The organism is Sporosarcina sp. YIM B06819, from assembly GCF_033485175.1.
Classification (GTDB): Bacteria; Bacillota; Bacilli; order Bacillales_A; family Planococcaceae; genus Sporosarcina.
The window spans coordinates 60,975-86,767 of sequence record NZ_JAWLIQ010000012.1; the positions used below are offsets into that span (position 1 = coordinate 60,975).

The 25,793-nt window shown below is 41.0% G+C and carries 22 protein-coding genes; 7 read left to right on the forward strand and 15 right to left on the reverse strand.

The features are described from left to right. Positions 1-123: 123 nt before the first annotated feature. Together R2B72_RS09750 and R2B72_RS09755 are read right to left on the reverse strand one after the other, a co-directional pair. The gene (locus R2B72_RS09750) at positions 124-819 is read right to left on the reverse strand and encodes a GNAT family N-acetyltransferase (protein ID WP_318616307.1); all 696 of its coding nucleotides are present in this window, start codon (positions 817-819) and stop codon (positions 124-126) included. Further along, positions 816-1,928, reverse strand: a complete 1,113-nt coding sequence (locus tag R2B72_RS09755) for a dipeptide epimerase (RefSeq protein ID WP_318616308.1) — start codon at positions 1,926-1,928, stop codon at positions 816-818. The genes R2B72_RS09750 and R2B72_RS09755 overlap by 4 nt, the downstream gene beginning before the upstream one ends. A gap of 84 nt (positions 1,929-2,012) precedes the next feature. Here R2B72_RS09755 and R2B72_RS09760 point away from each other — a divergent pair, with 84 nt between their 5' ends. After that, a complete protein-coding gene (locus tag R2B72_RS09760) occupies positions 2,013-3,263 on the forward strand; it encodes an HTH domain-containing protein (protein ID WP_318616309.1) in 1,251 nt (416 codons plus the stop codon). Positions 3,264-3,578: 315 nt separating this feature from the next. On the opposite strand, the gene nhaC is transcribed toward R2B72_RS09760, so the two are convergent. From nhaC to R2B72_RS09795, 7 genes are all read right to left on the reverse strand, one after another. Continuing rightward, entirely contained in the window at positions 3,579-4,985 is a 1,407-nt protein-coding gene (gene nhaC / locus R2B72_RS09765; RefSeq protein ID WP_412177822.1) for a Na+/H+ antiporter NhaC, read from the reverse strand. A gap of 265 nt (positions 4,986-5,250) precedes the next feature. Further along, positions 5,251-6,933 (reverse strand): HAMP domain-containing methyl-accepting chemotaxis protein, encoded by a 1,683-nt coding sequence (locus R2B72_RS09770; RefSeq protein ID WP_318616311.1) that lies wholly within the window; start codon positions 6,931-6,933, stop codon positions 5,251-5,253. 239 nt (positions 6,934-7,172) lie between these two features. After that, positions 7,173-7,730, reverse strand: a complete 558-nt coding sequence (locus R2B72_RS09775; RefSeq protein ID WP_318616312.1) for a hypothetical protein — start codon at positions 7,728-7,730, stop codon at positions 7,173-7,175. Positions 7,731-7,765: 35 nt separating this feature from the next. Next, entirely contained in the window at positions 7,766-9,253 is a 1,488-nt protein-coding gene (locus R2B72_RS09780; protein WP_318616314.1) for a cbb3-type cytochrome c oxidase subunit I, read from the reverse strand. Positions 9,254-9,271: 18 nt separating this feature from the next. After that, positions 9,272-9,793 carry a cytochrome C oxidase subunit II gene (locus R2B72_RS09785; RefSeq protein ID WP_318616316.1) on the reverse strand — a complete coding sequence of 174 codons (522 nt, stop codon included), beginning with the start codon at positions 9,791-9,793 and terminating at the stop codon, positions 9,272-9,274. A gap of 309 nt (positions 9,794-10,102) precedes the next feature. After that, on the reverse strand, positions 10,103-11,980 hold the full coding sequence (locus tag R2B72_RS09790; RefSeq protein ID WP_318616318.1) for an SLC13 family permease: 1,878 nt from the start codon (positions 11,978-11,980) through the stop codon (positions 10,103-10,105). Between the two features lie 194 nt (positions 11,981-12,174). Beyond that, positions 12,175-12,720 carry a DUF420 domain-containing protein gene (locus R2B72_RS09795; protein ID WP_318616319.1) on the reverse strand — a complete coding sequence of 182 codons (546 nt, stop codon included), beginning with the start codon at positions 12,718-12,720 and terminating at the stop codon, positions 12,175-12,177. Positions 12,721-12,722: 2 nt separating this feature from the next. On the opposite strand from R2B72_RS09795, the gene R2B72_RS18640 reads away from it, so the two are divergent. Together R2B72_RS18640 and R2B72_RS09800 are read left to right on the forward strand one after the other, a co-directional pair. Then, positions 12,723-13,025: a DUF488 family protein gene (locus tag R2B72_RS18640; RefSeq protein ID WP_412177820.1), complete on the forward strand. Its 303-nt coding sequence runs from the start codon at positions 12,723-12,725 to the stop codon at positions 13,023-13,025. 118 nt (positions 13,026-13,143) lie between these two features. Beyond that, a complete protein-coding gene (locus tag R2B72_RS09800; protein WP_318616320.1) occupies positions 13,144-13,875 on the forward strand; it encodes a polysaccharide deacetylase family protein in 732 nt (243 codons plus the stop codon). Positions 13,876-13,923: 48 nt separating this feature from the next. Here the strand turns inward: R2B72_RS09800 and R2B72_RS09805 are convergent, their stop codons facing one another. Then, the gene (locus R2B72_RS09805; protein WP_318616321.1) at positions 13,924-14,880 is read right to left on the reverse strand and encodes a COX15/CtaA family protein; all 957 of its coding nucleotides are present in this window, start codon (positions 14,878-14,880) and stop codon (positions 13,924-13,926) included. A 217-nt stretch (positions 14,881-15,097) separates the two neighbouring features. Between R2B72_RS09805 and R2B72_RS09810 the strand changes: the two genes are divergently transcribed. After that, positions 15,098-15,541 (forward strand): YusW family protein, encoded by a 444-nt coding sequence (locus R2B72_RS09810; protein ID WP_318616322.1) that lies wholly within the window; start codon positions 15,098-15,100, stop codon positions 15,539-15,541. Positions 15,542-15,878: 337 nt separating this feature from the next. After that, a complete protein-coding gene (locus R2B72_RS09815) occupies positions 15,879-16,682 on the forward strand; it encodes a formate/nitrite transporter family protein (RefSeq protein WP_318616323.1) in 804 nt (267 codons plus the stop codon). Between the two features lie 212 nt (positions 16,683-16,894). Here the strand turns inward: R2B72_RS09815 and R2B72_RS09820 are convergent, their stop codons facing one another. Further along, positions 16,895-18,313, reverse strand: coding sequence for an NAD-dependent succinate-semialdehyde dehydrogenase (locus R2B72_RS09820; RefSeq protein WP_318616324.1), 1,419 nt, complete (start codon positions 18,311-18,313; stop codon positions 16,895-16,897). A gap of 116 nt (positions 18,314-18,429) precedes the next feature. Between R2B72_RS09820 and R2B72_RS09825 the strand changes: the two genes are divergently transcribed. Then, positions 18,430-19,545 carry an MBL fold metallo-hydrolase gene (locus tag R2B72_RS09825; RefSeq protein ID WP_318616325.1) on the forward strand — a complete coding sequence of 372 codons (1,116 nt, stop codon included), beginning with the start codon at positions 18,430-18,432 and terminating at the stop codon, positions 19,543-19,545. A gap of 3 nt (positions 19,546-19,548) precedes the next feature. After that, positions 19,549-19,812: a DUF3006 family protein gene (locus R2B72_RS09830; protein WP_318616327.1), complete on the forward strand. Its 264-nt coding sequence runs from the start codon at positions 19,549-19,551 to the stop codon at positions 19,810-19,812. A gap of 378 nt (positions 19,813-20,190) precedes the next feature. Here the strand turns inward: R2B72_RS09830 and R2B72_RS09835 are convergent, their stop codons facing one another. Genes R2B72_RS09835 through R2B72_RS09850 form a run of 4 tightly spaced genes read right to left on the reverse strand, consistent with a single transcriptional unit; the run spans position 20,191 to position 25,389 of the window. Next, positions 20,191-21,339 (reverse strand): mannitol-1-phosphate 5-dehydrogenase, encoded by a 1,149-nt coding sequence (locus R2B72_RS09835; RefSeq protein WP_318616328.1) that lies wholly within the window; start codon positions 21,337-21,339, stop codon positions 20,191-20,193. Positions 21,340-21,341: 2 nt separating this feature from the next. After that, a complete protein-coding gene (locus tag R2B72_RS09840; RefSeq protein WP_318616330.1) occupies positions 21,342-21,779 on the reverse strand; it encodes a PTS sugar transporter subunit IIA in 438 nt (145 codons plus the stop codon). 16 nt (positions 21,780-21,795) lie between these two features. Further along, entirely contained in the window at positions 21,796-23,922 is a 2,127-nt protein-coding gene (locus R2B72_RS09845) for a BglG family transcription antiterminator (RefSeq protein WP_318616331.1), read from the reverse strand. Between the two features lie 48 nt (positions 23,923-23,970). Further along, positions 23,971-25,389: a PTS mannitol transporter subunit IICBA gene (locus R2B72_RS09850; RefSeq protein WP_318616332.1), complete on the reverse strand. Its 1,419-nt coding sequence runs from the start codon at positions 25,387-25,389 to the stop codon at positions 23,971-23,973. Between the last annotated feature and the right edge of the window lie 404 nt (positions 25,390-25,793).

Sequence of the window (25,793 nt, forward strand, 5' to 3'; positions counted from 1 at the left end):
AAAAACAGCAACTCATAAATAGGTATTACTATCCACTATGTCAAAGCCACCACACTTCAACTGAATGTCTTGATAATTAAAGAATCCTATTCCACATATTTTTACGTGGAATAGGATTCTTATTCATTCTATAATATTTTTTTCAAAACGAACAACCCACTGGTCATCTACTTGTGCAATGGCTGTCCCTCGCCAACCACTTTGAAGATAGTGTTGTTGCCGTGCTGTGTCTGCCATTAAGACCTCACAACTTACAGTGTTTTCCCCTTGTAAGGTCTGTGTTAAATCTTTCAATAGAATATATCTCAGCAAGTTGCCATATTTCACCTTGAGTGCAACAATCTCCATGCCATGTGCAAATTTATCCTTCAAACTAGCGATATTAAACGGAGCAACAGTTGTGCACACATAGCGAAACTTCTCGGTATCGATCTCTCGCATGATTATGTTTCCTAACAAGACTTGCATATTATTTCCCCGGAAATCAGGATCGACATTTGATATCTCCGAATAAATGACGGTAGATAACTCATTCGTAGGTACGCATGCATCGATTCCTAAGTGGCCTTCCTCATCGATTTCTGGCTCTAGCATAGCTCGAAAAGCAATCAGCTGCTCTTCACAGTAAGCCCCAATCATCATGCCTTTACCATTCAAAATATAAAGAAATTCTTCCTCCGTCAATGGTTGTAAAAAGGCATCTGTCATCATCGTATTAAGAACTTTTTGTTGAAGTGCTATGATATCCCCAAGATTGTCCACCGCTAATCGTACTACCGAAACTTCTTTACCATTTTTCAATACATGTCGTTGATTCATCCGCTGACCTTCTCTGAAAACACCGTTAGCTCTTGTAACACCTGCTCATCAATGTCAATCCCTAATCCAGGTTTATCCGTTAAGCGAATAAATGGTACATCATAGTGCAAATTACCGACGTCTTTACTGAATTTCAATGGCCCCGTCAATTCAACACTTGTAATCACTTTTTTCGAAAATGACACATGGAATCCTGCTGCCGAACCGATAGACGACTCAACCATCGAACCCACTTGACATTCAATGCCAGCCATCTCTGCCATATGCGCAAGCTTCATAGCTGGGTAGATACCGCCGCACTTCATCAATTTAATATTCACTTTATCAGCTGCTCGTTTAGCAATGATTTCTCGCATATCACGCACACCGCGTAAGCCTTCATCAATCATCATTGGTGTCGATGATTTAGATTTCACTTCTACCATGCCATCGATATCATCCGCCATCACAGGCTGCTCTAACCAGTCCAGCGAGCAATGTTCGAGCTTTTGAAGCCCCTGTAAGGTGTTAGCACTATTTTTCCAACCTTGATTGACATCTACACGAATAGCAATGTCCTCACCAACACGCGCTCTAACTGCTTCAATCCGTTTGACGTCCTCTGCAACTTGCGTACCGACTTTCATTTTCAATGAACGATAGCCAGCAGCTACTCGTTCTTCCGCCTCATTCGCCATCTTTTCCGGAGAGCCAATGCTGAGCACATGTGTAATCGGGAATTCTTCGTGATATCTTCCACCAAGCAGATCATAAACCGGAACACCAAGTGCTTTACCCACTACATCATAACAGGCAATATCAATTGCTGCTTTGGCAGTCGGAACACCATAAATTTCTGAATCCATTAAGGCATGAATACGTTCCATATTCTTTGGATTTTCTCCAATAAGCTTAGGCGCTAATGTATTTTTCAACACCGCAAACGTCCCCGCCCAGCTCTCACCCGTCACATGATCATCCGCGACGCTTTCCCCGTAACCGACATGACCTGTATCCGTCGTTATTTTAACAATAATGGAAGGCATATAATCATAAGTTGCATAGCTGATAACGAACGGTTCGTATAGTGGTAGGTGGATTGCGTAAATCTCAATTTCAGTAATTTTCATTGTCTTCAATCCTTTCAATTGGCAAATGCTTTTATTCATTGTATCATTGTCGTTAAATAGTCGCTATTAAGGAGACTCTACATTATGAAAGTTAAAATTGCCATCATCGGCTCACATGATTTTTGTCATCGAACTGAACAATTGGTTACATATCAACAGGATATCGAACTTCATTGGTATCGTTATGATGAGCCTAAAGCGGCACCCGTTTTACTACAAACGCTTAAACCGTGCGATGCGATTCTGTTCTCTGGCTCACTTCCCTACTCTTATGCAAAGGAGTCACTTTTAGATTCTGCTATTCCAGTCCTTTATCTAAAACAAGATGAAACGGCTATTGCGATTACTTTACTTCATCTATCTGCAAAAGAACAAGTAGACTTGAATCGCATTTCTATCGATGTGCGTGAGAAATCACTCATTGACAACGTCTTAAAAGATTTGAACCAAGTCCTAGAGTTGCCATTCGTTCATGCACTCGATGACACTGACACGATTCAAGATATCGTCACCTATCATCAGCAACATGCAACTCAAGGAGAGACCGATATGGCGATTACAAGTGTCCATGCTGTATACGAGCAACTTCAGCAACTGCAAATTCCTGCCTATAAAATGATTGACCCTGAAAGCTCTATTTTGCGCTCAATAGAAACCGCAAAGCAGCAAGCCATTTTACAAAAAAGTAACGCCGCTCAAATCGCCGTTGGTCTCATCAAGGAGAAATCCCACAACAAAGATTTTAAAACAACCGTCGAAAAAATGGCAACCCTTATGAAAGCACAGTGGAATGAACAGCACGATGAATTTGCATTATACACAACGATGGGCAATATCGAGTTTTCATTAAGAAACAATGAGTTTTTGTCACTGTTCCAAACATTCGCCACTGAAGCTAAATTAGCATTTGGCTGCGGCGAAACAATTGTTGACGCCACTGAAAATGCACGCTTTGCACTTAATCTCATTCATGAAAGCGATGCCCAATCATTTTATATGCTAGACGCAAACAAAAAACTGCATGGCCCATTTCCACAATCGAACACCGTCATTGCGATGAAAATAAATGAACCGGTGCTGGTAGAAATGGCCGACAAAACAAAGCTAAGTCCCACAAACATTTCAAAATTACTACAATTTAGCCAATCTCGCCATTCCAAACAATTTACAGCAACTGACTTGGCACTGCATCTAAATGTCACAAGAAGAACTGCTGAACGTACACTCAAGAAATTAGTGGAATTCAATTACATGACAATCGTCGGTGAAGAAATGACCTATCGACAAGGTCGACCACGGGCTCTATACGAGTTTAACTTCCCTACTATTCATTAATAGAAAGGGGAACTGTCAACAATGTGGTGTATCTTAAAGTGAAGTAAAGTGCTACGCCAACTTGATGAGTCGAAGATCCCGAAATGACAATAACTTTGTCCAATTGATCGATAACTTTGCAAAACTGATCGATAACCTACGACAATTGATCGATAAAGACTTCGAATTGATCGATAACCTCCGGCAATTGATCGATAACTTTGCGGCGGTGCTTGTCGAGGGGTAGAAAATAGTCTTTGGATGATCTATAAAGCTGGGGCTGACCAAAAAGTTAGTGAAAACCGACTTTTTGGACAGCCCCAGCTTGTTTCAAGATTAGCCTGCGCTTAACTCTTCATTTCCCGACTCTTCTTTAGCCAGTTCCATTTTCTCCTGCTCCGATAATTTAACAATTGAAAATCCTGTAATCGCATACAAAATCGATATAATTGGAACTGCTAAATTCAAGATGGCATATGGTCCATATTCAACTACACTAACGCCCAGCGTCCCTAAGATGAACACACCGCAAGTATTCCACGGGATGAAAACAGACGTAAGAGTTCCCCCATCTTCTAAGGCACGTGATAAATTCTTCGAATGTAAGCCCATATCTTTATAAGCCTTACTAAACATCCGCGATGGTACAACAATTGAAATATACTGCTCTGAACAAGATGCATTTGTCATGAAACAAGCTGCAATCGTTGACGCAACCAATGACCCCGTCGACTTAACTACTTTTAGCAACTGATTCATAATGGCCTTCAGCATTCCCGAAAACTCCAAAATCCCGCCAAAAGTCATCGCAACAATTGTCATGGAGACTGTATACATCATAGAGTCCAATCCGCCACCATTAAACAGTGCATCTACCATCTCATTACCTGTTGCAATCGTAAATCCACTTTGCAACGCCTCGATTCCCCCGACTAACGAACCACCTTGAATAAAGATTTGCGATAGAAATCCAAGAATAATCCCCACAATTAGGGCAGGGATTGCTGGTACTTTTAAAGCAACCATCATGATAACAGCGATTGGTACAAGTAATAGCCACGGTGTAATGAGAAAGCTTTCCTGTAAGACTTTCGCTGTTTGCGCAATTTCCACAGCTTCAATTTGGTTTGTTGCAAATTTATTTCCTAAATAGCCATATGCCACAAGTGCAATCGTTAACCCTGGAATTGTCGTGTATAACATATGCTTTATATGATCAAATAAATCTGTCCCCGTCAATCCTGCTGCCAAGTTCGTTGTATCTGAAAGCGGTGACATTTTATCTCCGAAGTAAGCGCCAGAAATAATCGCTCCCGCAATCATCCCTGCTGGAATACCCATACTCAAACCAATACCCATTCCTGCAACACCAATCGTTCCCATTGTCGACCATGAACTACCAATCGCTAACGAAACGATTGCACAAATGATACAAATCGTTACGAGGAACCAAGCTGGCGTTATGATTTGCAACCCATAGTAAATCATCGTTGCAACAATTCCGCCGCCCATCCAGGCACCAATCGTCAAGCCGACTAAAATAATAATGACAACAGCTGGAAGTGCTAATCGAATTCCTTTGTACATCATTTCCTCAATATCTTTCCACGTATAACCGACTCTCCAAGCGACTAAAGCAGCAGTCGATGTCCCGATAATCAATGGAATGTGTGGACCTTGCTCTAATTTTACAACTGTGAAAATCATGACGAAAATCATGACAGCTAACGGCAACAAAGCCATTAAAAAACTAATTTTTTTCTCTTGTTGTTGCTCCATCTATATCCCCCCGAATCTGAATGTTTTAAAGATTAGTAAATGTCGTTATATAGTCGTTATTAGCATAATATACGTTAGCACATTCAAAGTCAATATCATTTCAGGTTTTTCTGTAAGCGTTTTCAGCTTTTCTGTTCACTACAGACATTCTCAACATAAAAAACGTCTACATATTCTAGCTCCATTACAAAGCTTAGATTTGTAGACGTTTTTTAGTCGTTTGAGTTAGTTACAGCTTAAATTGCTGAATAGATCTCTGCAAGTCTTCCGCAAGATACGCAAGTGATTCACTAGCTGCTGAAATCTCCTCCATCGTTGCTAATTGCTCCTCTGAGGCAGCACTGTTTTCCTGCGATGCCAATACACTTGACTCAGCAACTTCTTGTACATTGTCGACGGAACTAGAAATAGCCTGGCTAATGCCCGAAACTATCTCAACTGAACGATTCACTTCAGTTGCGTTTCCCGTCACTTGTCCAACCATCATCTCAATTTCACCAAAAATTTGGCTGACTTCCTCTGTCTTGACGAGTCCATCCTGTACACGCTCTGTCCCTTGTTGCATAGAAGCTGTGACATGTTGGATTTCAAGTTGAATATCATTGACCATGCTAAAAATCTTCTCTGCTGAAATACGTGACTCTTCTGCTAGTTTCCGAACTTCATCCGCTACAACTGCAAAGCCTTTACCAGATTCTCCTGCACGTGCTGCCTCAATAGCAGCGTTCAATGCTAGTAAGTTCGTTTGGTCCGCAATATTTGTAATCATATGCACAATATTGCTAATTTCTTTTGATTTCCCATCTAAGTTTTGCACTGAATCTGCCGTTAATTTCACTGCATCGGCAATGGAAAGCATTTGGCTATTGACTGACATAACCGCCGTTGCCCCTACTTGTGTTTTGTCAAATGCTCCTTGTGATTGAACATTCATCTGCTCACTACTTTTAGCAATATGCTGCATGTTTGTCATCATTTTTTCAATAGCGACAGATATTTCATTGACACTGCGAAGCTGATCATCTGCTCCGTCCGCCGATTGCTGTGAAAGGTTCGCTACTGATTCAGCGGCATCCATACTTTGTTGAGCACTGGCGGATAATTCCTCCGAGCTAGCTGACACTTGTTCACCTGAATTCTGCACACTGTCCACAACCTCTCGAAGCGTCTTATGCATATTATTTAAGCCTACTGTAAGCGTTGTAATTTCATCACGCCCAGCGTTGACCAAGGATTCACTACGTAAATCACCATCTTCAAATTCCCTCATACGATCAACCACAATTGTTAATCGACGAATAATCCATTTGCTGAAAAGATAAGCAATGAGTACTGCGATAATAATGCTCACTACAATCAAAACACCACTCCAAAAAAGAGTTCTGGCATACACTTGCTGATTTTCTATTTTGATAGCCTCTGTCAATTGTTCGTTCAAATTGACTAATTCTTCAAAATGACGCATTGACTCTTCAAACATGCCTCTTCCTTCTTTAATGCCTTGACCTGCATCTTTCCATTGTCCGTTTTTCATCAGTTGGATATTTTTGTTCACTCGTGCGTCAAATAATAACCAATTATCCTTAAATCCATTAAAAGCATCTTTTTCTTTTCTATCCATTTCAGTTGCTTCAAATTTCTGAATCAACATTTTCATTTCTTCTAGATTATTTGCTACGCCCTCTAAGGTCTTTGTATCCTCAAATGCAAGACTTGTTACCATCTGAACTCGCGTATTTTCAGCATACTTAGCCATTTTAATCAAATATGTAGAGGGAATGATTCCATTAACGTACATCGTTTCACTGTTTTCATTTAATTGATTGGCTTGAAATAAATTGAACATGCTTAGTGCAACAAATACGAAAATTACAATACCAAATGCCAGTAACATTTTCCCGAACAACTTCATTTGAAATCCACTCCATCTCATTGTTATCCTAACCTAACCCTGTCCTACTCAATAGGTCTAATTACCATTAATTATATCCGCATATCTCATAATAAAAAAGACCCACCTGTGACCATTCATTGAACTCTAAATAATTCTACCGCTGATTAGCTATCTATTATTTCTACCCTATTAGATTTACTAGTAAACAAAAATATTCCTCCCCTACGCTTGAACTGCGCATGGAAGGAATACATTTGTTAACCTATTTCTTCTGAATGATCCATAAAGGTAAGTTGTACGATGTGAATAATCATACCCACAGTGATGAATAAAAAACCCCATCCTAGTATTTTTTGCTCTAACTCCAAGTAGTTATTACACAGTTGAATCGGTGAATCTACGTACAACCAGCCCATTAAGCCAAACATGGATATATAATTTAAGAAGACAAAACTTTTCCCTAGCATTTGTAGTTTCTCCCAGCTATGTCGTAAAGCTAGCCCCGCCAAAGGGAGGCCAACGAATTTAAACAGCTCAATATACCAAATGGTTAGTGCTTCATCCATCGCCCTTGGAAGCATCCAATACATGGTCATAAAGACGACAATTAAAATACCGGGTATGCCGTTACCATTCCATTTTTCAAAAAAAGAAGGATATCTTTCTAGTAGACACTTCCCCATTAGCCAACCCGCCACCATCAGTAAAGGGATTTGAACAAGCATATGCAAAATCATAATCGATTCCACTAGGGCAATAATGGGGGGAACCCATAACAGTATATACAAAACAATGCCTACGATTGTTTGTTTCATAACTATACGGCCCCCTCATCTCTTTACTCTTGCACTTAGATCACTTTTACTTGCTTTGTCTCACTGCTAATCGATTTTTTATTTCTCCCGAAAATATAGCGGACGAAATGAAGGACAAATATAGTAATGCCGATGACTACAAATATGCCCGAAATTGCTCCGACTTGAGCTGGCCCCATCCATTCGGGTATATGTGTGGCAAAACGGCGCGGCGTACTAATGGCACCCGAAACAAGGAACGATACACAAACGCCAAACATCGACAACGCATAGAGGACGAATGCAAACTTATCCAAGCCATTAGTTTTCAATTGACTATCATTTTTCGCTAGGAAATACATAAAGCCAAACATCATCGCAATGACACCGAGTCCCATATACATATGAAAGTGCCCAGGCACCCATTTTGTATTATGCATGACGTGATTGACGACAATCGCTGAGTCAACAAGTGCCGGAACGACACCAGCCGTCCAACCAAACATCGATAAAAAGATTAACGATGAGCCCATATCCCATTTGATACCTGATTTATACACAATCATCAATGCTCCATAAGCCGTAATAATTAATACAGGCAAACCATTTGCGTATGACAAAATTTGTCCGAGAATTAATATCCATTTTGGCATGGCACTATCCATAAGAAGATGGTGAGGATAGACAATCATTGTAAATAACGTTGACATTGTCCAGGCAATTAAAAATGGTTTATTGGCCTTCCAAGGTCGACCCGTATAGCGTGCCAAAATTTCATAGACAGCAATAACAGCCATATAAATCGTAGCGTTTGCGAAAATATGTCCAAATGCGTACGTTAAGTTTTTAGCCAGTAGCGGGTTAAATGTAAATGCAGGATTGATAACACTAATCATATTGACGATCAGCACAGTCGCGCCGGCAGTCAGCGCTGAAATATTAACGATTGTTACCATTGTACTCGCCACAACCGTTGCAGGCGGTGCATCTTTTTCAGCCTTTTTCCCGGCAATGACATCCCAACCAAGCCCTTTGCCAAGGCTTCCGTACTTTTTAATAATTGCTCGACCTGTATCAATATAAAGTAACAGGAAGCCAACGCCTAAAATAAGCATACCCCCTAGGTAAAGCAAAGCACCTGTCGTACCCCAAGCGCCCGCCGACAGTGCTGGAAGCGGATACAAAAATGTCCATGCGCTCGCATATTCAAATGAGAATATCCCGATAATCGTCATGACAACACCTGTTAAAAATAAAATAAGATTTAGATTGAAAACCTTCTTCGATAACTCTACATAATGACTAAGGAAATACCACATTATTGCTGACGCCGCAAGCGCTGCTGAACCAATCATCGCCGTACCATGTATTGTTAAAAATTGATAAAAGCCTGCTGCTGATAATTCTATAAGTCCACCTTGTGCAGCCAACATCAAGACTCCAAAAATCATTCCCACAATGACGACAGCACCTGAAATAATCATTTGCGTCACAACTTTATCGTCCCTTGATTTTAACGGCATATATTTATGAGTTGTAGCCATTCCCCATACACTCCCTTTCTACTTCACTATAATTTGATCCATCATGATATGGTGCGCCAATCCACAATACTCTAGGCAAAGAACTTTATAAGTGCCAGGCTTATCAAATGTAATATAGACGACATTGGTATATTCCGGCATCGCTTGCGTTTGAGCTATTAAATTCATCTCTTCATCATAAATGCCAAAGCCATGCGTCACATCTGCGGTCGTCACATGAAATTCAATAGACTGACCTACATCAAACTCTCTTTCACTAATCGTCCAACCAAATTGGAAAGCCTCAACATCGACAATAACCGGCTCATTGCCTTCACTGTACACAGGCTGATTGAAAGGCAACTCCCTTAACGTATAAATCATAGCGGCTATCATTAAAATTACAACAAACGTCCCGTACACTTTACGGATTTTATACCACTTTTTCACGATTGGCTCATAGTCATGTTTTTGTGTTGATTTGACTGCGACAAAACTGAAAACAAATGCAATTACCAAGATAAACAGCAAACTCACTACCCATGCCACTGTTTGGACCATTGTAAAATCCTCCTTCACGTTTTCACATAAAAAAACACATTCTATTATCAACGGCTACTTCAGCCCGGATACTTCTAGTTAACGATTTTTCACATAGTCACACTGTGATATAAATCACTTATATACCCGTAATTACCTTGCAATTGTGGATAATCGGTGAACGAATTTTCGTTTAAATTGAAAATAACGAACAAAATCAAGAGATATTTATTGACAATAAACCGATTATACTTTCAAAGAAAAACAACAAAAAAACCTATGATACGACGCCACTCTTAGCGAATGAGTAGCATCATACATAGGCAACTTTTATAACGGAAATATAATCGGAATCGCAATCATCATAACGATAAACATGACAATTTGCAATGGAACTCCAACTTTAACGAAGTCAAAAAACTTATAGCCGCCCGCCGTCATGACAAGCGCATTGGTCGGAGATGCAACAGGCGTGGCAAATGCCATACTGGACGCAACCGCCACGGCGATTAAGAACGTATAAGGACTAGCATCCAAGCTAATCGCCGCATTCATGGCAATCGGCGCAAACAACACAGCCGTTGCTGTATTACTAATGAATTGCCCGAACACCATCGTGATAAAATAAATTCCTGCTAGTACGCCAATTGCCCCAAATCCACCAAGCATGGTAATAATACCTTCTGACAGCATGACCATACCACCCGTTTTTTCCAATGCTGACGCCATGGGTAGCATTGCCGCAATGAGCACAATACTTTCCCAGTTAATTTTACTGTACGCATCATCCATATTGCGCACACAGCCCGTAACAATCATCAATATAGCCCCGATTAATACCGAAATAACAGCTGGGAATACTTCAAAAATCATCAATAACACCATTAACAGCATAATGCCCCCAGCAATTGGCGCTTTACCATTTGCCGCTGCCATACTCGCATGTTCTTTCGGCTGTCCAACAACGACAACATCTCTCGTTTCTCTTGCCAGCAATTCAATTTCATCCCACGAACCTTGCACTAACAACGCATCACCAAAACGCAAACGTTCCTTCGACATTTCTTTTAACACATATTCTCCACGACGATTAATGCCTAAAATATTCAAGTTGTATTTCTCCCGGAAACTAATACCCCGAACGGTTTCACCCATTAAACTAGAATGAGGCGTCAATAGTACTTCTGCGATGCCTAGCTGTTTAGATACGAGTTCATCAGCTTCTGATGCCTCTTGCTCAATCGCTAGTGAAAAATCTGCCACGAATTTCTCAATATTGTTTAATGAACCTTGAATTTGCAAAATATCCTTTGCTTGAATAATGCTCGTCGGACCCGCCATTTCCTGATACGTCATCGGCAACAAATTAATGCCTTCGGTCGATTTCCGTTCAATGGTCAAAATACATAATTGGTAAGCTCCTGGAATTTTTAATTGCGACAGCCGCTCGCCTATCATCACCGAATCCTCTGGCACGCTCACGCGGAATAAATGACCGCCTAATTGGTAGTCAGAAGCCAGCTGTTTTGGTGACAGCTGATGCTCGTCTTTCGAATTATTTCTGCGTTTTTCATTGGGCAATAAAATATTGCGAACGGCATACAAGTAAATGATACCGACAACAACACCGATAATCCCAATCGGCGTAATCTCAAAAAAGCCTAACTTTTCATAGCCAGAGTCCACCAATTTCTGACTAATAATTAAGTTCGGTGGGGACGCAATTAACGTTAGCAAGCCTGAAAAACTCGCCATATACGACAGTGGGATTAAAAACTTCGATGGACTGCTTTTCATACTAATCGCTACGCTGACGACAATCGGCAGCATCAACGCAACTGTGCCCGTATTGCTCATGAAAGCTCCGACAGCCGCTACAATAACGAGTAACAAAATGAATAATTTCTTCTCGCTATCCCCCGACGACCGTAGCAAGACATTACCCGCCATCTGGGCTAATCCCGTCCGTAAAATACCAGCTCCCACGATAAATAAACCCGCAATCATAATGACCACAGAGTTGGAGAAGCCGACAAGTGCTTCTGTCGCATCTAAAATGCCTGTTAGTACGAATGCCAATAATGCCAGCACCGCCACAAGATCAGCGCGAACCCGATTGCTCATGAATAAAATAATGCTAATTCCTAAAATGATAAATGTAATAATAAGATGCAATGAACTCGAATCCTTTCTATTTGTGACCGGCATGGCCCTTATTATGTTCGACTTATATAGTAATTGTATACCAGCACGAATAAAAGTAGCGCTGGTAACAGCAATTTTCTGTGAACTTATGCAGGATGTATTGTCTACTAAGAGAACATGATTTAATCTCACACAGCTTTTATAAAACCTGTTTCAATGAAAAAAAACCTTCCAAATGGAAGGCTTTTGTCTTTCAATCAATAATAAGGTGAAATCAAAATATACACCAACACACCCGTAAAACTAACATACAGCCAAATCGGCATCGTCCAGCGCGCGATTTTCTTATGACGCGCATTTTCCCGATTCCAAGCACGCGCTACACTTGTCAGCGCAAGTGGCACGATTGCTGCCGCCAAAACGATATGCGTGATGAGGATAAAGTAATAAAATCCTGCCATCAAGCCTTCTCCCCCATAAGGTGTAGAAGGAGCTAAATAATGATACGTGACATACGTGAGCAAGAACAAAAATGTCGTTGAAAATGCTGCGTAAATGAAGCGCTGATGCACGGTGACATTACGCTTCAAAATCGCAACGAGCGCACACACTAAAAATATGAATGTGAAACTGTTCAAAATCGCGTTCGTCAACGGTAAAATTGTTAGATCAAATGCGTCAAAATTCTTTTCTCCCCGCATTCCTGATAACGCACCAATTGCACCGATTAAAATAACGGATAGAGCAATAATAAATGGCTTATAGTTGCGTTTTTTAAACGGCTTGCTAAAACTAGTATTCATACATGATTCACTCCAATAGGATTTTAAATGGTTGCTTAGAAAAGTCTACCACACCATCACCTATAAAAACGTTTCCAGCGTGGAAGTTCATTAATCTGTCAAGAAAAGATAACTTATGTATTGTACATGAAAAACAAGTCGATTATCTACATGAACTTCGTACAGATACTATCAAAACTAACAAAATAGCAAAATTACGCCGATTATCTAACACAATGACCGTAACACTCGTATTCGCCGCCAAAGATCCCGTTTATAATCATGCGGTTATTTTGAAAGAAGAGTTAGGATTTAGATTTAAATAAACAACCGTCATGGGCCATAATTTCAAAAAAAAATTCGGTATAATCCTTTGGTGTTGACTAATACTATCGTGGAGAACACAGTCTTCTGTCAGCACAGCAAGGTTTGGAGGAGTCGTATGTGAAGTATTTGGGCTTGAAAATCGGTGTCATCCTTATTTTGTTTTTCTCAATCGCTTATGTTACTTTGGCAACAGAAAAAGGAAGGCCTTATTATGAGAAAAAAGGATATGTCCTCTGGGAAATCAAAACTGAAGAGAAAGTAATAGCTCTTACATTTGATGACGGACCAGACCAAACCTACACAACTCAGATTTTGGACTTACTTGCCAAATACGATGCGAAAGCAACCTTTTTTGTTATTGGTGAACGAGCAGAAAAATACCCAGATCTTATCTACAAACTAGACAGTGAAGGCCATGAAATTGCTAACCATACGTATACACATCCTCATTCAATCACGCCCGAAAAACTTGAGAAAGAATTAAAAAAGACCAATGAAGTCATCCATGATATAACAGGTACTTATCCGTTGCTGTATCGGCCTGTTGGGGGAAATTATAATGATAATATCATTAATACCGCTGTTAAAAATGGCTACAAGGTAATCATGTGGTCATGGCATCAAGATACCGAAGATTGGAAAAGGCCGGGTGTAAATAGGATTGTAACCAAAGTGATGTCAGGTGCTGCCCCCGGGAATATTGTATTGTTTCATGATGCAGGTGGCGATCGTTCTCAAACCGTACAAGCACTTGAGAAGATTCTGCCGGAACTACAAAAGCAAGGCTATTCATTTGTAACGGTATCAGAGTTGTTAGATAGGACTAGTGTCGAAGTAATTAAAAAATAATATACTGGGTTCCACCATGATTCAACATCATAGTAGAACCCAGCCCCCTCATCGCTGCCCCGAATAGCTACCAGACTTGCCATTTTTCATCGGCAGCTGCTTTATTACAAAAGGAACAATTCGCCCCTTCTCTTTGGCCAATGTAGCCATAAAGATATTAGCCTCTGCTACAATCGCAAACAATAGCGTCCCCACAACGACATGCAGCATCGCCCAAACGATATCAATCGCTGTCACAATCGTTAAAATACCCAAGACAATTTGAACCGCAATTGTCACTGAAATAAAGCTAAATCGTTTCTGAAATGAAGCGCCCCATCCTTTTGCAAAAGACCAATACGTCAGCAATAAGCTGTATACGGCCAAAATAACACCCAACATTCGATGTATCGTTTGAATCTGTTCAGGACCCGTGCTCGGCATGACCGAATCACCACATGTCGCCCAGCCACAACTCGTGCCGATAAAATCATGCTTCACATAAGCACCTACAAAAAGAATAAGGAGGACTAAACCTAGTAACACCTTGATGTGCCGAGTTATTTTCTTCTGTTGCTGATTGCTAAGCGCAATACGATGGCGTCCAGGCTTCGTCGATCGTCGACAAATCACTAATACACAAGCAAGGAACAGCATCGCTATAATTAAATGCCCCGCGATAATAAATGTCGGGAGATGATACCAAACAATAATCGCCCCAAGCACCACTTGAAGAGCAAGCAAAGCTACCATCCAATAGGCTGCCCTACGAACGGTATGTTCCATCTTCGCGCGCACAACCTTAACAAATAGAATAATAGTTAGAATTCCAAGAACAGCCCCGATGACCCGATGTGCAAACTCAATCAACGTATCCCCTTGCAAATTTGGAATCACTTTCCCATTACATAAAGGCCATTCCGGTCCGCAGCCCATCCCTGATTGTGACGACGCCACATATCCCCCGAACACGATTAAACCAAAAGTGATAACTGCTGTTAACAACGCCAAGCGCTTAATCGACAAATTCAGTCCCCCTTTTTACTATATTTTTTTAAATGACATCCCGCTTTCAATATTGCCAATAATCCCTCAAATTATAAGCAATAAATATGAAGTTTTTAAGTAGTTTGCCAATTAATTTCCTGAATAAAAAGGCCACCTGTATCTGTTCTTCTTATGTGTATAACTTTCCTCGCCATCGGTTAGGTTACTAGCAAGTTCCGGTGAAAGGATGAGCGACTTGAAAACAAAATGGAGCGTACTAATCATCGTCCTACTAGCTTGCCAATTCATCATCATTGCTTGTAGTGATAAAAATATCGTCAAGGACAAACCCGATGATGATGAAAAACAATCCCTTGGCGAACAGTATGGCTTTACTTCATTTGATGTAGCGATTGACACGAAGGATAAGAAACAAGCCGTCATTGCGAACTATGAGGAAAAACCCGATAAGACAGAGGCCATGTACGAGAATAAAATGGAGGATGCTTACTTGCACGGTAATCAAGCGATGGATAAACTCGATAAAATTTTCCAAGAGATGGATTTGGATCCTGAAGCAGATGACGAGGATTTGATCAAGCAAACGGCGGAAGCATTCGGGATAATGGATTATAAAACGTTGAAACTAACAGTGACATTTAAAGGCCATGATGCGAAAAAGTTGATGATGTCAAAGTAAAGGAGTTTGAACGAGAGGAAGCATCGAAGGAGGATGCTTCTTTTTTTGATGAATAAACTTCACATCGTTTTATCTGTTCAATAATTTGTAATATTTAGGGATAGCGTAATTAAAAAATTGCGCTATAATTTAATTTCGTGGAATCCAACTTGAATCACCTCTTTTTTTCATCATTCATGTGAAATTCTTCACAAACATTTCATATTTTCTTCACACTTCACAAAAAACACCATGATTTTACTTAGATTAGGAGAGATGTGGCGCCCATTTGTACCTGTTCACCAAAGTCAGTCCCTAAAAACATGTAGAAAGATAAAAAGAGCCGGAGGAAATTGACATGAAAGAAACAATCGCGACGATTAGTAATATGGCCGTTTCTAAAATTAATTTATTGAACTCTAGTAAAGCTAGATACTTCACTGTGACAATGATGGCGGGATTTTTCGTAGGATTAGGTGTTGTGCTGATTTATACGATTGGTGGGATGCTAGGGCCATCGGGTTTTGCAGGTACAAAGCTTGTCATGGGGATGGCATTCGGCGTTGCGCTTAGCCTCGTCCTTATGGCTGGAGCCGACCTTTTCACGAGTAATAATATGATTATGACCATCGGGACCTTAATGAAAAAAACAACTGGATACGATACTTTCAAAGTGTGGACCTATAGTTATTTCGGAAACTTTGTCGGCTCCATTGTCGTTGCAGCGTTATTTTTCTATTCCGGCCTGGCCTCCGGCGCGACAGCCGATTTCATCACAACAGCAGCTAGTGGCAAGATGAATACGCCATTCATGGAGTTGTTTGTCCGCGGGATTCTGTGTAATATTCTTGTCTGTTTAGCTGCCTGGTGTTCCATCAAATTAAAAGATGAAACAGCTAAACTAATTATGATTTTCTGGTGCTTATTTGCCTTCATCACTTCTGGTTTTGAGCACAGCATCGCCAACATGACATTGCTATCTATTTCACTCATGGTTCCCCACCCTGAAACTGTTTCGATGGTAGGATTGGCAGCAAACTTAGTACCCGTCACTATCGGCAATATCATTGGGGGTGCATTATTCATCGGGGCAGCTTATTGGTATGGCGATTCGAGCAAAAGCCCCGTGGAACAAAAACATAGGGCTTCGGCAAAAGTGTGACAGGTCAGAATTTCATTAAATTTATAAGCCAAAAGCCCCGAAATGACGATAACTCTGTCCAATTGGTCGATAACTCTTAACAAATGATCGATAACCTTTGGCAATTGATTGATAACTTCCTGCAATTGATCGATAAGTTTCCAATGATGCTAAATAAAATAAGAGCAGTCCAAAAAGTTAGTGAACGCTAACTTCTCGGACTGCCCTTTGATTCATAACCCTAGTGAAATATATTTCACTTCTATATATTCATCTATCCCATGATGACCGCCCTCGCGACCAAGACCACTTTGTTTAAAGCCGCCAAACGGAGCTTGTGGTGTCGATGGCAGTCCGTCATTCAAACCAATAATGCCGTATTCAAGCTTCTCAGTTATTCGGATGCCCCGCGTAATATTTTCTGTGAAAACATAAGCTGCCAGTCCATAAATCGAATCATTAGCCCGTTGAATGACCTCCACTTCCGTCGAAAATGTACTAATGGGCAATACAGGACCGAATGTCTCCTCTCGCATACAAACCATATCATCTGTGACGTTTGTCAAAATCGTTGGTTCAAAGAACAAGCCACCTCTCCCAGTGCCGCCAAGTTCAAGGGTTGCGCCTTTTTCTTGTGCATCATCGACATGTTGTTGTACTTTTTCAACCGCGGAGGCATCAATGAGCGGACCAATATCCACGCCTTCATCTAATCCATTACCGACCTTCAACTGCTTCGCTGCTTCAACAAGCTTGTTAGTAAACAGTTCCGCAATTGATTCCTGCACATAAACACGGTTGATACAGACACAAGTTTGACCTGCATTGCGGAATTTCGCCGCCAGTACACCCGCTACCGCCTTATCCATATCGCAATCTGCCATAATAATGGCCGGCGCATGTCCACCTAGTTCCAGTGATACTTTTTTCACTGTTTCCGCCGCACCTTGCATTAAAGTCTTACCGACTTCCGTCGATCCTGTAAATGTTAGTTTGCGGACACGCTTATCTCGTAACCAAGCCTCCCCAATTGTTTTGGAATCCCCCGTCACAATATTAACGACGCCATCTGGAATACCCGCCTGTTTCGCTAATTGGACTAATTTAATGGCTGTGAGTGGTGTTTGCCCCGCCGGCTTAATGACAACCGTACAACCTGCTGCCAAGGCTGGCCCAACTTTCCGTGTAATCATCGCCGCCGGAAAATTCCACGGCGTAATGACTGCAGCTACTCCTACGGGCTGTTTATGCACAAAAAGGCGCTTATTACGCTGTGTAGCAGGTATAATCTCACCGTAAATCCGCTTGCCTTCTTCCGCATACCAAGACATAAACCCATTCGCATAATTGATTTCACCACGCGCTTCTAAAAGCGGCTTCCCTTGCTCTTGCGTCATCGTCGTCGCCAAATCTTCCGTCTGCTGCTTAATCAAATCATACCAATCGCGAATCAATTCACTACGCTCATAAGCCGATAAACCTGACCACTCTCCAAACGCCGCATAAGCAGCATCAACAGCTAATATTGCTTCCTCACTACTTCCATTAGGGACAGTTGCAAATATTTCTCCTGTTGCAGGATTACTCACTTCTATGACGGGTAGGTCATGGCCAACTTCTTTGCCGTTAATGATCATGTGATAGGCTTTCATATTTATTCACTCCCATTATCCGATTATCTGTTAATTCTATCATAATTATTGATGGAACATACTATCCCCTCTTCTGTTACAATAAAAGAAATACAACATGACTTAGGAGGACTATTATGGGTAAAAACATAGTCGCCTATCTTACGCTAGTAATTGGTTTGCTTATTTTTTCTGGTTGTTCAAATGACATCATTGAACCCGTATTCAATTTAGACAACGGCGATTCAAATGAAGTCTCACAACCAAATGGTACGATGAAAGTCCATTACATAGACGTTGGACAGGCGGACGCAACTTTACTTCAGCTCATTGATCAAAATGAAACCATCAATCTACTCATTGATACAGGAGATTGGAACGCATCCGATGTGGTCACTTACCTTCATTCACAACAGATCAAAGACATTGACATCATTGCCGTAACACATCCTCATGCCGACCATATTGGTCAGTTAGATAAAATTATTGAGGAATTTCCCGTTACAGAGGTGTGGATGAATGGCGAAACTGCGACTTCTCAAGCGTTTGCGAAGTCACTAGAAGCGATTGAAAAGCACGATGTGGATTATTATGAACCTGAAGTTGGCGAAGTCTTTGACATCGGACCGCTTGAAATAACAATTCTTCATCCCGATTCTTTATCAGCCAATACAAATAATAATTCACTCGCGATGCGGTTACAATATGGGGAAGTCTCGTTCCTCTTCACGGGGGATGCTGAACAGCAAGCCGAAAACGCGATCCTCAGTAGCGGTGCAAACATCAAAGCAAAAATTTTGCATCTCGGACACCACGGCTCTAATACGTCAAACACACCTGAATTCGTCCAAGCCGTCAACCCAGAAATTGCGATTTACTCCGCTGGTGTCGATAACTCGTATGGACATCCTGATGTTGAAATCATCAATCAAATGACTTCAAATAATATCCCGCTTTACGGCACAGACACACACGGCACGATTATTGTTGAAACCGATGGCAAAACCTATACCGTTATGACTAATAAACAAGGAACACTTCCCCGCCCACCAGCGGGACAAGCTTGTCTGGATATCAACACGGTCAGTGAAACAGAACTCCAAGAAATCACACATATTGGGCCTGCTCTTGCAAATGCATTAATCAAACTACGACCTTATCGTTCCGTCGACGAGCTTACCAACATTAAAGGCATTGGACCCGCACGTTTGCATGATATTAAATCGCAGGGGCTTGCCTGCGTAGGAGGTTAACAGATGTATTCAGGTTATCTCGATCGCTTTACAGATACGAATAATGCACTTATTGTCGTTGATGCATTGCAACAGCAATTCCACGTTGCGGCTGCTTTACTGCCAGTAGACAGCACAGTGGGCACTTGGTTTACGATGGATATTCAAGAGGAAAATATTATTGCCTTGCAAATAGATGTGGACAAAACGCAGGCGATTGCGCGAGAAGTAGAAGAACGGATGCAGCGATTGAAATCGAGAAAATCTAGTCGGTTTAAACGTCAATGAAAGACGTCTGCACAAACTAAACAACGATTTCCAAGAAGTTCACAACGTTTCCTGCGCACTAGGCAACATTAACGCGAAACTTAGCAACGTTTCACTAAAACTAAACAACGTCTGCACAACTAAACAACGATTCCCATGAAGTTCACAACGTTTCCTGCGAACTAGACAACATTAACGCGAAACCTAACAACGTTTCACCAAAACTTAACAACGTTTGCACAACTAAACAACGATTCCCATGAAGTTCACAACGTTTCCTGCCAACTAGGCAACATTAACGCGAAACCTAACAACGTTTCACTAAAACTAAACAACGTCCGCACCGCCATACCCAAAAGCCGGAAGAGAAAATCTTCCGGCTTCAACTTTAAACTCTATTCACTTCAACTGCTCATACTGCTCAACAATCGCCTCAAACAACATGGTCCCAGGCTGCAATCCTGTAAATGTTTCAATCGCCTGTTGAAGCCCTTGCCGCTGAATCGTCTCTTGAATGATTTTTGCATCTGGATCTTCCATATAATCGTAACGCAATGCAGCTGCAATACCGATGACCAAATGCTTTGGAGTCTCCTTAAACAAATCGACATATTGCTGGGCAGGTCCAACAAAACGATCATTTGCTTGTAGTTTACGGACAGGCGAACGCCCCACTCGTGCTGTATCATCTACGATAAATGGATTAGCAAAACGACCGATGATTTTTCGAATATAATCATCATGCGCTTGCTCATTAAAACCATATTTTGCAATGAGTAACTTGCCCGTTTCTTGTAAAGCTTTCTCTGTGAAACTTCTAATTTCTTCATCCGCCAGCGTCTCATGAATGGTCTGAATTCCGGCTAAATAGCCTAAATAAGCAGCCGTAGCGTGGCCAGTATTTACGGTATATAGCTTTCTTTCAATATACGGCTGCAATTCCTGTACAAAGAGGATCCCTTTAATAGGAGGATTTTCTCCCATAATTTGCGATTCATCCACAACCCACTCGTAAAACGGTTCGACCTTGACCAATAGCTTGTCTTCATTCGTCTGATTTGGAACAATGCGATCTACTGCCGCATTTGGAAAACTAAAGCGCTTATCAAATTGAACTTTTTCCGTCTCACCTAGCTGCTCATAGACTTTCTTCTTGAGCAAAGCACTGCCACCAATCATATTTTCACAAGCAATAATCGTTAATGGCTCGTCTGATTGGATAAGGCGTTCCTTCAACCCTTTAGCCAATAAAACAGCGATATGAGGCAACACATTTGGTCCAACTGCCGCCGACACAAAATCCGCTTTGACAATCGCTTCGATGACTCGCTCTGGGTCCGTCGCACTATTAATAGCCCACACATCTTTGACTAGCAATTCTTCCTGTGAAGCATTCGCAAGTTGGACGAGATACTGTTGTTTTTCATTGATTAAATCGACCAGCTCGCTATTGACATCGATAAAGCAAGTTTCATAGCCAGATTGATACAATAAGCTACCGATAAATCCTCTTCCTATATTCCCCGCGCCAAAGTGAACTGCTTGCATACTCAGTTCACTCCTTCAAAAAACGCTAATATATCTTCTTTTGAAGATGCCTTGACAATCGCTTCAACATTTTCCTCTTCAGAAACAACGATAGCAATGTTCGAAAGAATATCTAAATGCTCATCGCCTTTACCAGCTATACCAAAGATCAATTTCACGATATTGCCATCTCCAAAATCAATACCTTCTGGTACTTGAATAATTGCGATACCCGACTCCTTCACTTGCTCCTTGGCGTCATCTGTTCCGTGTGGAATCGCTACAAAATTGCCCATAAACGTCGTCGTCATTGCTTCGCGTTCCAACATTTTCTCTACATAGCTTGGCTCAACATACCCTCGCTCAACAAGGAGTTGTCCCGTAAAACGAATCGCTTCTTCTTTTGTTGCAAACCCTTTATTTAATACAATATTATCCACTGATAGAATCTCTAAAGTCATTGTCAACACTCCTCAATTAGTTTGTTTTTTCATGTATAAACTGCTCAAATTTATTCGCCAAATACGTATGAATCACTGTTTCATCGCCAGTTTCAAACAGCTCAATACTTTTTTCATTTTCGATAATTAGTGCACTAATTAAACTAAGCACTTCTAAACCGGGTTCATGGTACGGATGAGGTGATAATAGAAGTAATAACTGGCTCACTTCAACATCTGTTCCGTCCATTGCTTTCAGTACAACTGGATCTTGAAGTGTGTACATCGTAAACGAAGGCTTAAGCACCTGTTCATGACGTGTATGGAACAAAGCAAGCTTTGTTTCTGGAATGCCAATTCCTCCAATGGCTTCCCTGGCAAATAGAGCATCCGCAATCATTTCAGCATCTGTTATGATTGCTTTCTTTTCCAATGCAAGACAAGCTTCACGTATGCACTGTTTTGCAGATATTGGTCCTCGGTATGACGTAAGATTGAAATTCAACAATATCTCAGACACAGCCCCCGTATATAAATAAAGCTTGTTCATTCTGTTCTTAACCTCTTCAATCGTTGAGTCACTTTCAATCAATGCAGGCGCCGATTTTTCAATCAACATCTGCCTTCTTGCATACAGCTGTACTTGCTTAATTTCTTCTGCGGTCATAAATGGACTGACAATTAAATATTCCCGCGGGAAGTCATGTAAGTAAATGGTTGAAATAACCAGATCTCTATCCTCAATTTGAAGTTCTTTTAATTCGAATAAAGAAACGTTCTTAGTTTGTGCAATTTCAGGAATTTCACGTTGAAGCCGGGATATCAGCATTTTTGATGTCCCAATACCACTGGAACAAACAACATATGCGGTTAAATCCCTCTCCCCCTTCAAGCCAAGCAGTGCAGAACCAAAGTGCATGACTAGGAAGCCAATTTCTTCATCAGGAATTTGTAAGTCTGGAAACACTTTTTCCACTGCTTCTTTGACCAGCAGAAACAAATCCTCATAATCTTTACGAATGCTTGGCAATAATGGGTTCGTAATGCCCATATTTTGTCGAATTCGATAAATGGCCGGCTTCAAATGTGTAACAAGCCCTTCCAAAAGGGACTCGTCATTCATCAATTCATAACCTGTTTCCTCTTCGATGAAGTGCATCAATTGCTTCGCTTGCATAACGGTTTGCAAATTGGCCGCTTCAAGCAATTCCCCTTTATGCTGGCGAAGTTTTGCGCCTTGAAGATGCATCGTAATATAGCCGATTTCAGCCTCAGGTATAGCAATTTCAAAGCGAGCCGCCATCTTATCAATAATTTCCTGTGCGATAGCGAATTCCGCTTCCATTTTTAATTGCCCCAAATACTGTTGGTCCATTTCAATATTTTCACCTAGTAAGATACGTTCAATCGCCAACGCAAGATGCACAAGCAAGCCAACATACGCACTATCTGTAATCGGAAATGGCAGAACCCGTTGTAAGTCCTGCATCACATGCTCGATAATCAATAATTTTTCCCGATCAACAAGATGCAATAATCGCTCCGAAATTGAATGCTCCTGGCTGACAGAACTTTTCTCAATACGCTCTTTAATGAGCGACAAAAACTCATCTTCCTTTAACGTTTTGGCAATGGTATAGCTCATGGCCCTTCGTTTCGCTTTTTCTGATCCGCTTATTTCAATCCCATAGCCTCTTCGTTTCACAATCGACAGTTCAAACGGTTTCATTTGCTGCTCCAGCTTTAGTAAATCCGTACTAATCGTCGCAATGGTGACACGTAATTCATTGGCAAGCGCAAAAAGCTTCACAGGCTCAGATGATTCGAACAATATGCACAGGATCATCGTCTGCCTTTCTTCTAACGTATATTCACGAAAAGTAAATACATTCAGCTCTCTTTTCAAGTCCTCTTTATGTTGGTTAGCACCTATAATCTGAATGCCAACCCCGGCTTTTCGCAACAGCTCCAAATGATAGCCCCGTAAAAGCTCTTCAATTCTATCCAAATCACGATGAATTGTCCGAGAACTGACATTGATTTCTTTCGATAACTCTTTGATAGTCAGTTCTTCTTGCCGGTCAATCAACACCTCGATAATTGCTTTTTCACGAGCCGAAATATACATCGTAAACACCCCATTAACGCTGCATTTTCTTGCCATTAGCAAAACTCAGCCCATAAATAGGCCGAGTTCTGCTATTCCTTATGATTACTTCAACTTTTCAAGTAGCTCATCGTATTTCGGGCTATTCAAGAAGTTTTCGACTGATATATGATAGGCATTTGGTGCTTTGGCCTGTGCCCGATCTGTTAAATCTTTATGAGTAATCACAACTTCCGCATCTACTGGCAAGTTATTAATTGCCATATTTGAAACTTCAACATCTAAGCCGGCTTTCTTCACTTTATTCCTCAAAATCGAAGCACCCATCGCACTAGATCCCATCCCTGCATCACATGCAAAAATAATATGTTTAACAGCTGAAAGTGATACTTCTTTAGCTACTGCTTGTTGCATAAAGTCTGCCGCTCGACTTTCTTTACCTTTTAATGCAGACGTTTTTTCCGTCGCTTTCAACAAATCATCTTCTTCAGTTTGTTTACCCGTTTTTAGAATAATCGATGCCACGATGAATGACACAAGCGTTGCAAAGAACACACCGGCAATAACAGCTAAATAACTGCCTTTTGGTGTCATCGCTAGGATGGCAAAAATACTACCAGGTGATGCCGCCGCAACCAAGCCACCTCCAAATAATTGAAGTGTAAATACGCCCGTTGCGCCTCCCGCAATTGCTGCAACCAATAGCAATGGCCTCATTAAAATGTACGGGAAGTAAATTTCATGAATTCCTCCAAGGAAATGAATGATTCCTGCGCCTGATGCTGTTTGCTTCGCCATACCTTTACCAAAAATCATATAAGCGAGCAATATCCCAAAACCAGGTCCTGGATTAGCCTCCAACAGGAAGAGAATCGATTTACCTGTTTGAGTAGCTTGCTCAATTCCGATTGGACCTAACACACCATGGTTAATGGCATTATTTAAAAATAATACTTTTGCCGGCTCTACTAATATACTTGCAATCGGCAATAGATTGGCATCGACAATCGCTTGCACACCTGATCCAAGTGCTTTATTCAACGCCTCTACTACTGGTCCAATTCCTTTAAAAGCAACCAGCGCTAAAAAGAATCCAATAATACCTGATGAAAAGTTATTGACAAGCATTTCAAAGCCGGCCTTAATTTTTCCTTCAATTAATTTATCAACCCACTTAATCACCCATCCACCTAAAGGTCCTACAATCATTGCACCTAGGAACATTGGAATTTCTGCCCCTACAATGACCCCCATTGTAACCGTTGCACCAACGACTCCCCCACGAATTCCATGGACAAGACGTCCACCTGTAAATCCAATTAAAATTGGTAGTAAGTAATTGATCATAGGTCCTACAAGTTGTGCAAAATCTTCGTTTGGAATCCAACCCGTTGGAATAAATAATGCTGTAATAATCCCCCAAGCAATAAATGCACCTATATTTGGCATAATCATGCCACTTAAAAAACTTCCAAAACGCTGAACTTTTACTTTAATACCAGAACCTTGTTGTTCGTTCGTCATAATTGTTAGCTCCCTTCTCCCCAGTGATGTGGTACACATCTGTTATTAACATTAACAATAAAGCGTTTACATTCGGTAAGCAATCTAATGTAAACCCTAATCTGTCACCTTCATTGTTGCCACTACTAAAGTTCGTATGGGAGGGTTTTTACTATCAATTACGCCACAGCGTAATTGAGTCCAAATTTTAAATTGTGCTTGCACAATTTATTCCTTTCAAAATTTGTGACATCCTCCGGAGGATAACTTGATTCAGCAGGGTTTGAACCCATACTGAATTAAATCAGCTACTTTACATTCAAAACGCTACTTATAGAAACGCGGGATTTCTGCTGAAGCAAGTTAGAAAAATAATTATTGTGTAAGTCTTTCTTAAGTAGATTTTTTTAATCCTAGTTATCGAG

Excerpts from the sequence above, each read along its gene's own strand:
- R2B72_RS18640 (WP_412177820.1), top strand. The coding sequence starts at position 12,723 with ATGATTCACTCCAATAGGATTTTAAATGGTTGCTTAGAAAAGTCTACC.
- R2B72_RS09770 (WP_318616311.1), bottom strand. The coding sequence starts at position 6,933 with ATGAAGTTGTTCGGGAAAATGTTACTGGCATTTGGTATTGTAATTTTC.
- nhaC (WP_412177822.1), bottom strand. The coding sequence starts at position 4,985 with ATGGCTTTGTTGCCGTTAGCTGTCATGATTTTCGTCATGATTTTCACA.
- R2B72_RS09760 (WP_318616309.1), top strand. The coding sequence starts at position 2,013 with ATGAAAGTTAAAATTGCCATCATCGGCTCACATGATTTTTGTCATCGA.
- R2B72_RS09750 (WP_318616307.1), bottom strand. The coding sequence starts at position 819 with ATGAATCAACGACATGTATTGAAAAATGGTAAAGAAGTTTCGGTAGTA.
- R2B72_RS09845 (WP_318616331.1), bottom strand. The coding sequence starts at position 23,922 with ATGGCAAGAAAATGCAGCGTTAATGGGGTGTTTACGATGTATATTTCG.
- R2B72_RS09780 (WP_318616314.1), bottom strand. The coding sequence starts at position 9,253 with ATGGCTACAACTCATAAATATATGCCGTTAAAATCAAGGGACGATAAA.
- R2B72_RS09785 (WP_318616316.1), bottom strand. The coding sequence starts at position 9,793 with ATGGTCCAAACAGTGGCATGGGTAGTGAGTTTGCTGTTTATCTTGGTA.
- R2B72_RS09815 (WP_318616323.1), top strand. The coding sequence starts at position 15,879 with ATGAAAGAAACAATCGCGACGATTAGTAATATGGCCGTTTCTAAAATT.
- R2B72_RS09835 (WP_318616328.1), bottom strand. The coding sequence starts at position 21,339 with ATGCAAGCAGTTCACTTTGGCGCGGGGAATATAGGAAGAGGATTTATC.
- R2B72_RS09830 (WP_318616327.1), top strand. The coding sequence starts at position 19,549 with ATGTATTCAGGTTATCTCGATCGCTTTACAGATACGAATAATGCACTT.
- R2B72_RS09850 (WP_318616332.1), bottom strand. The coding sequence starts at position 25,389 with ATGACGAACGAACAACAAGGTTCTGGTATTAAAGTAAAAGTTCAGCGT.
- R2B72_RS09820 (WP_318616324.1), bottom strand. The coding sequence starts at position 18,313 with ATGAAAGCCTATCACATGATCATTAACGGCAAAGAAGTTGGCCATGAC.
- R2B72_RS09775 (WP_318616312.1), bottom strand. The coding sequence starts at position 7,730 with ATGAAACAAACAATCGTAGGCATTGTTTTGTATATACTGTTATGGGTT.
- R2B72_RS09790 (WP_318616318.1), bottom strand. The coding sequence starts at position 11,980 with ATGCCGGTCACAAATAGAAAGGATTCGAGTTCATTGCATCTTATTATT.
- R2B72_RS09825 (WP_318616325.1), top strand. The coding sequence starts at position 18,430 with ATGGGTAAAAACATAGTCGCCTATCTTACGCTAGTAATTGGTTTGCTT.
- R2B72_RS09795 (WP_318616319.1), bottom strand. The coding sequence starts at position 12,720 with ATGAATACTAGTTTTAGCAAGCCGTTTAAAAAACGCAACTATAAGCCA.
- R2B72_RS09840 (WP_318616330.1), bottom strand. The coding sequence starts at position 21,779 with ATGACTTTAGAGATTCTATCAGTGGATAATATTGTATTAAATAAAGGG.
- R2B72_RS09755 (WP_318616308.1), bottom strand. The coding sequence starts at position 1,928 with ATGAAAATTACTGAAATTGAGATTTACGCAATCCACCTACCACTATAC.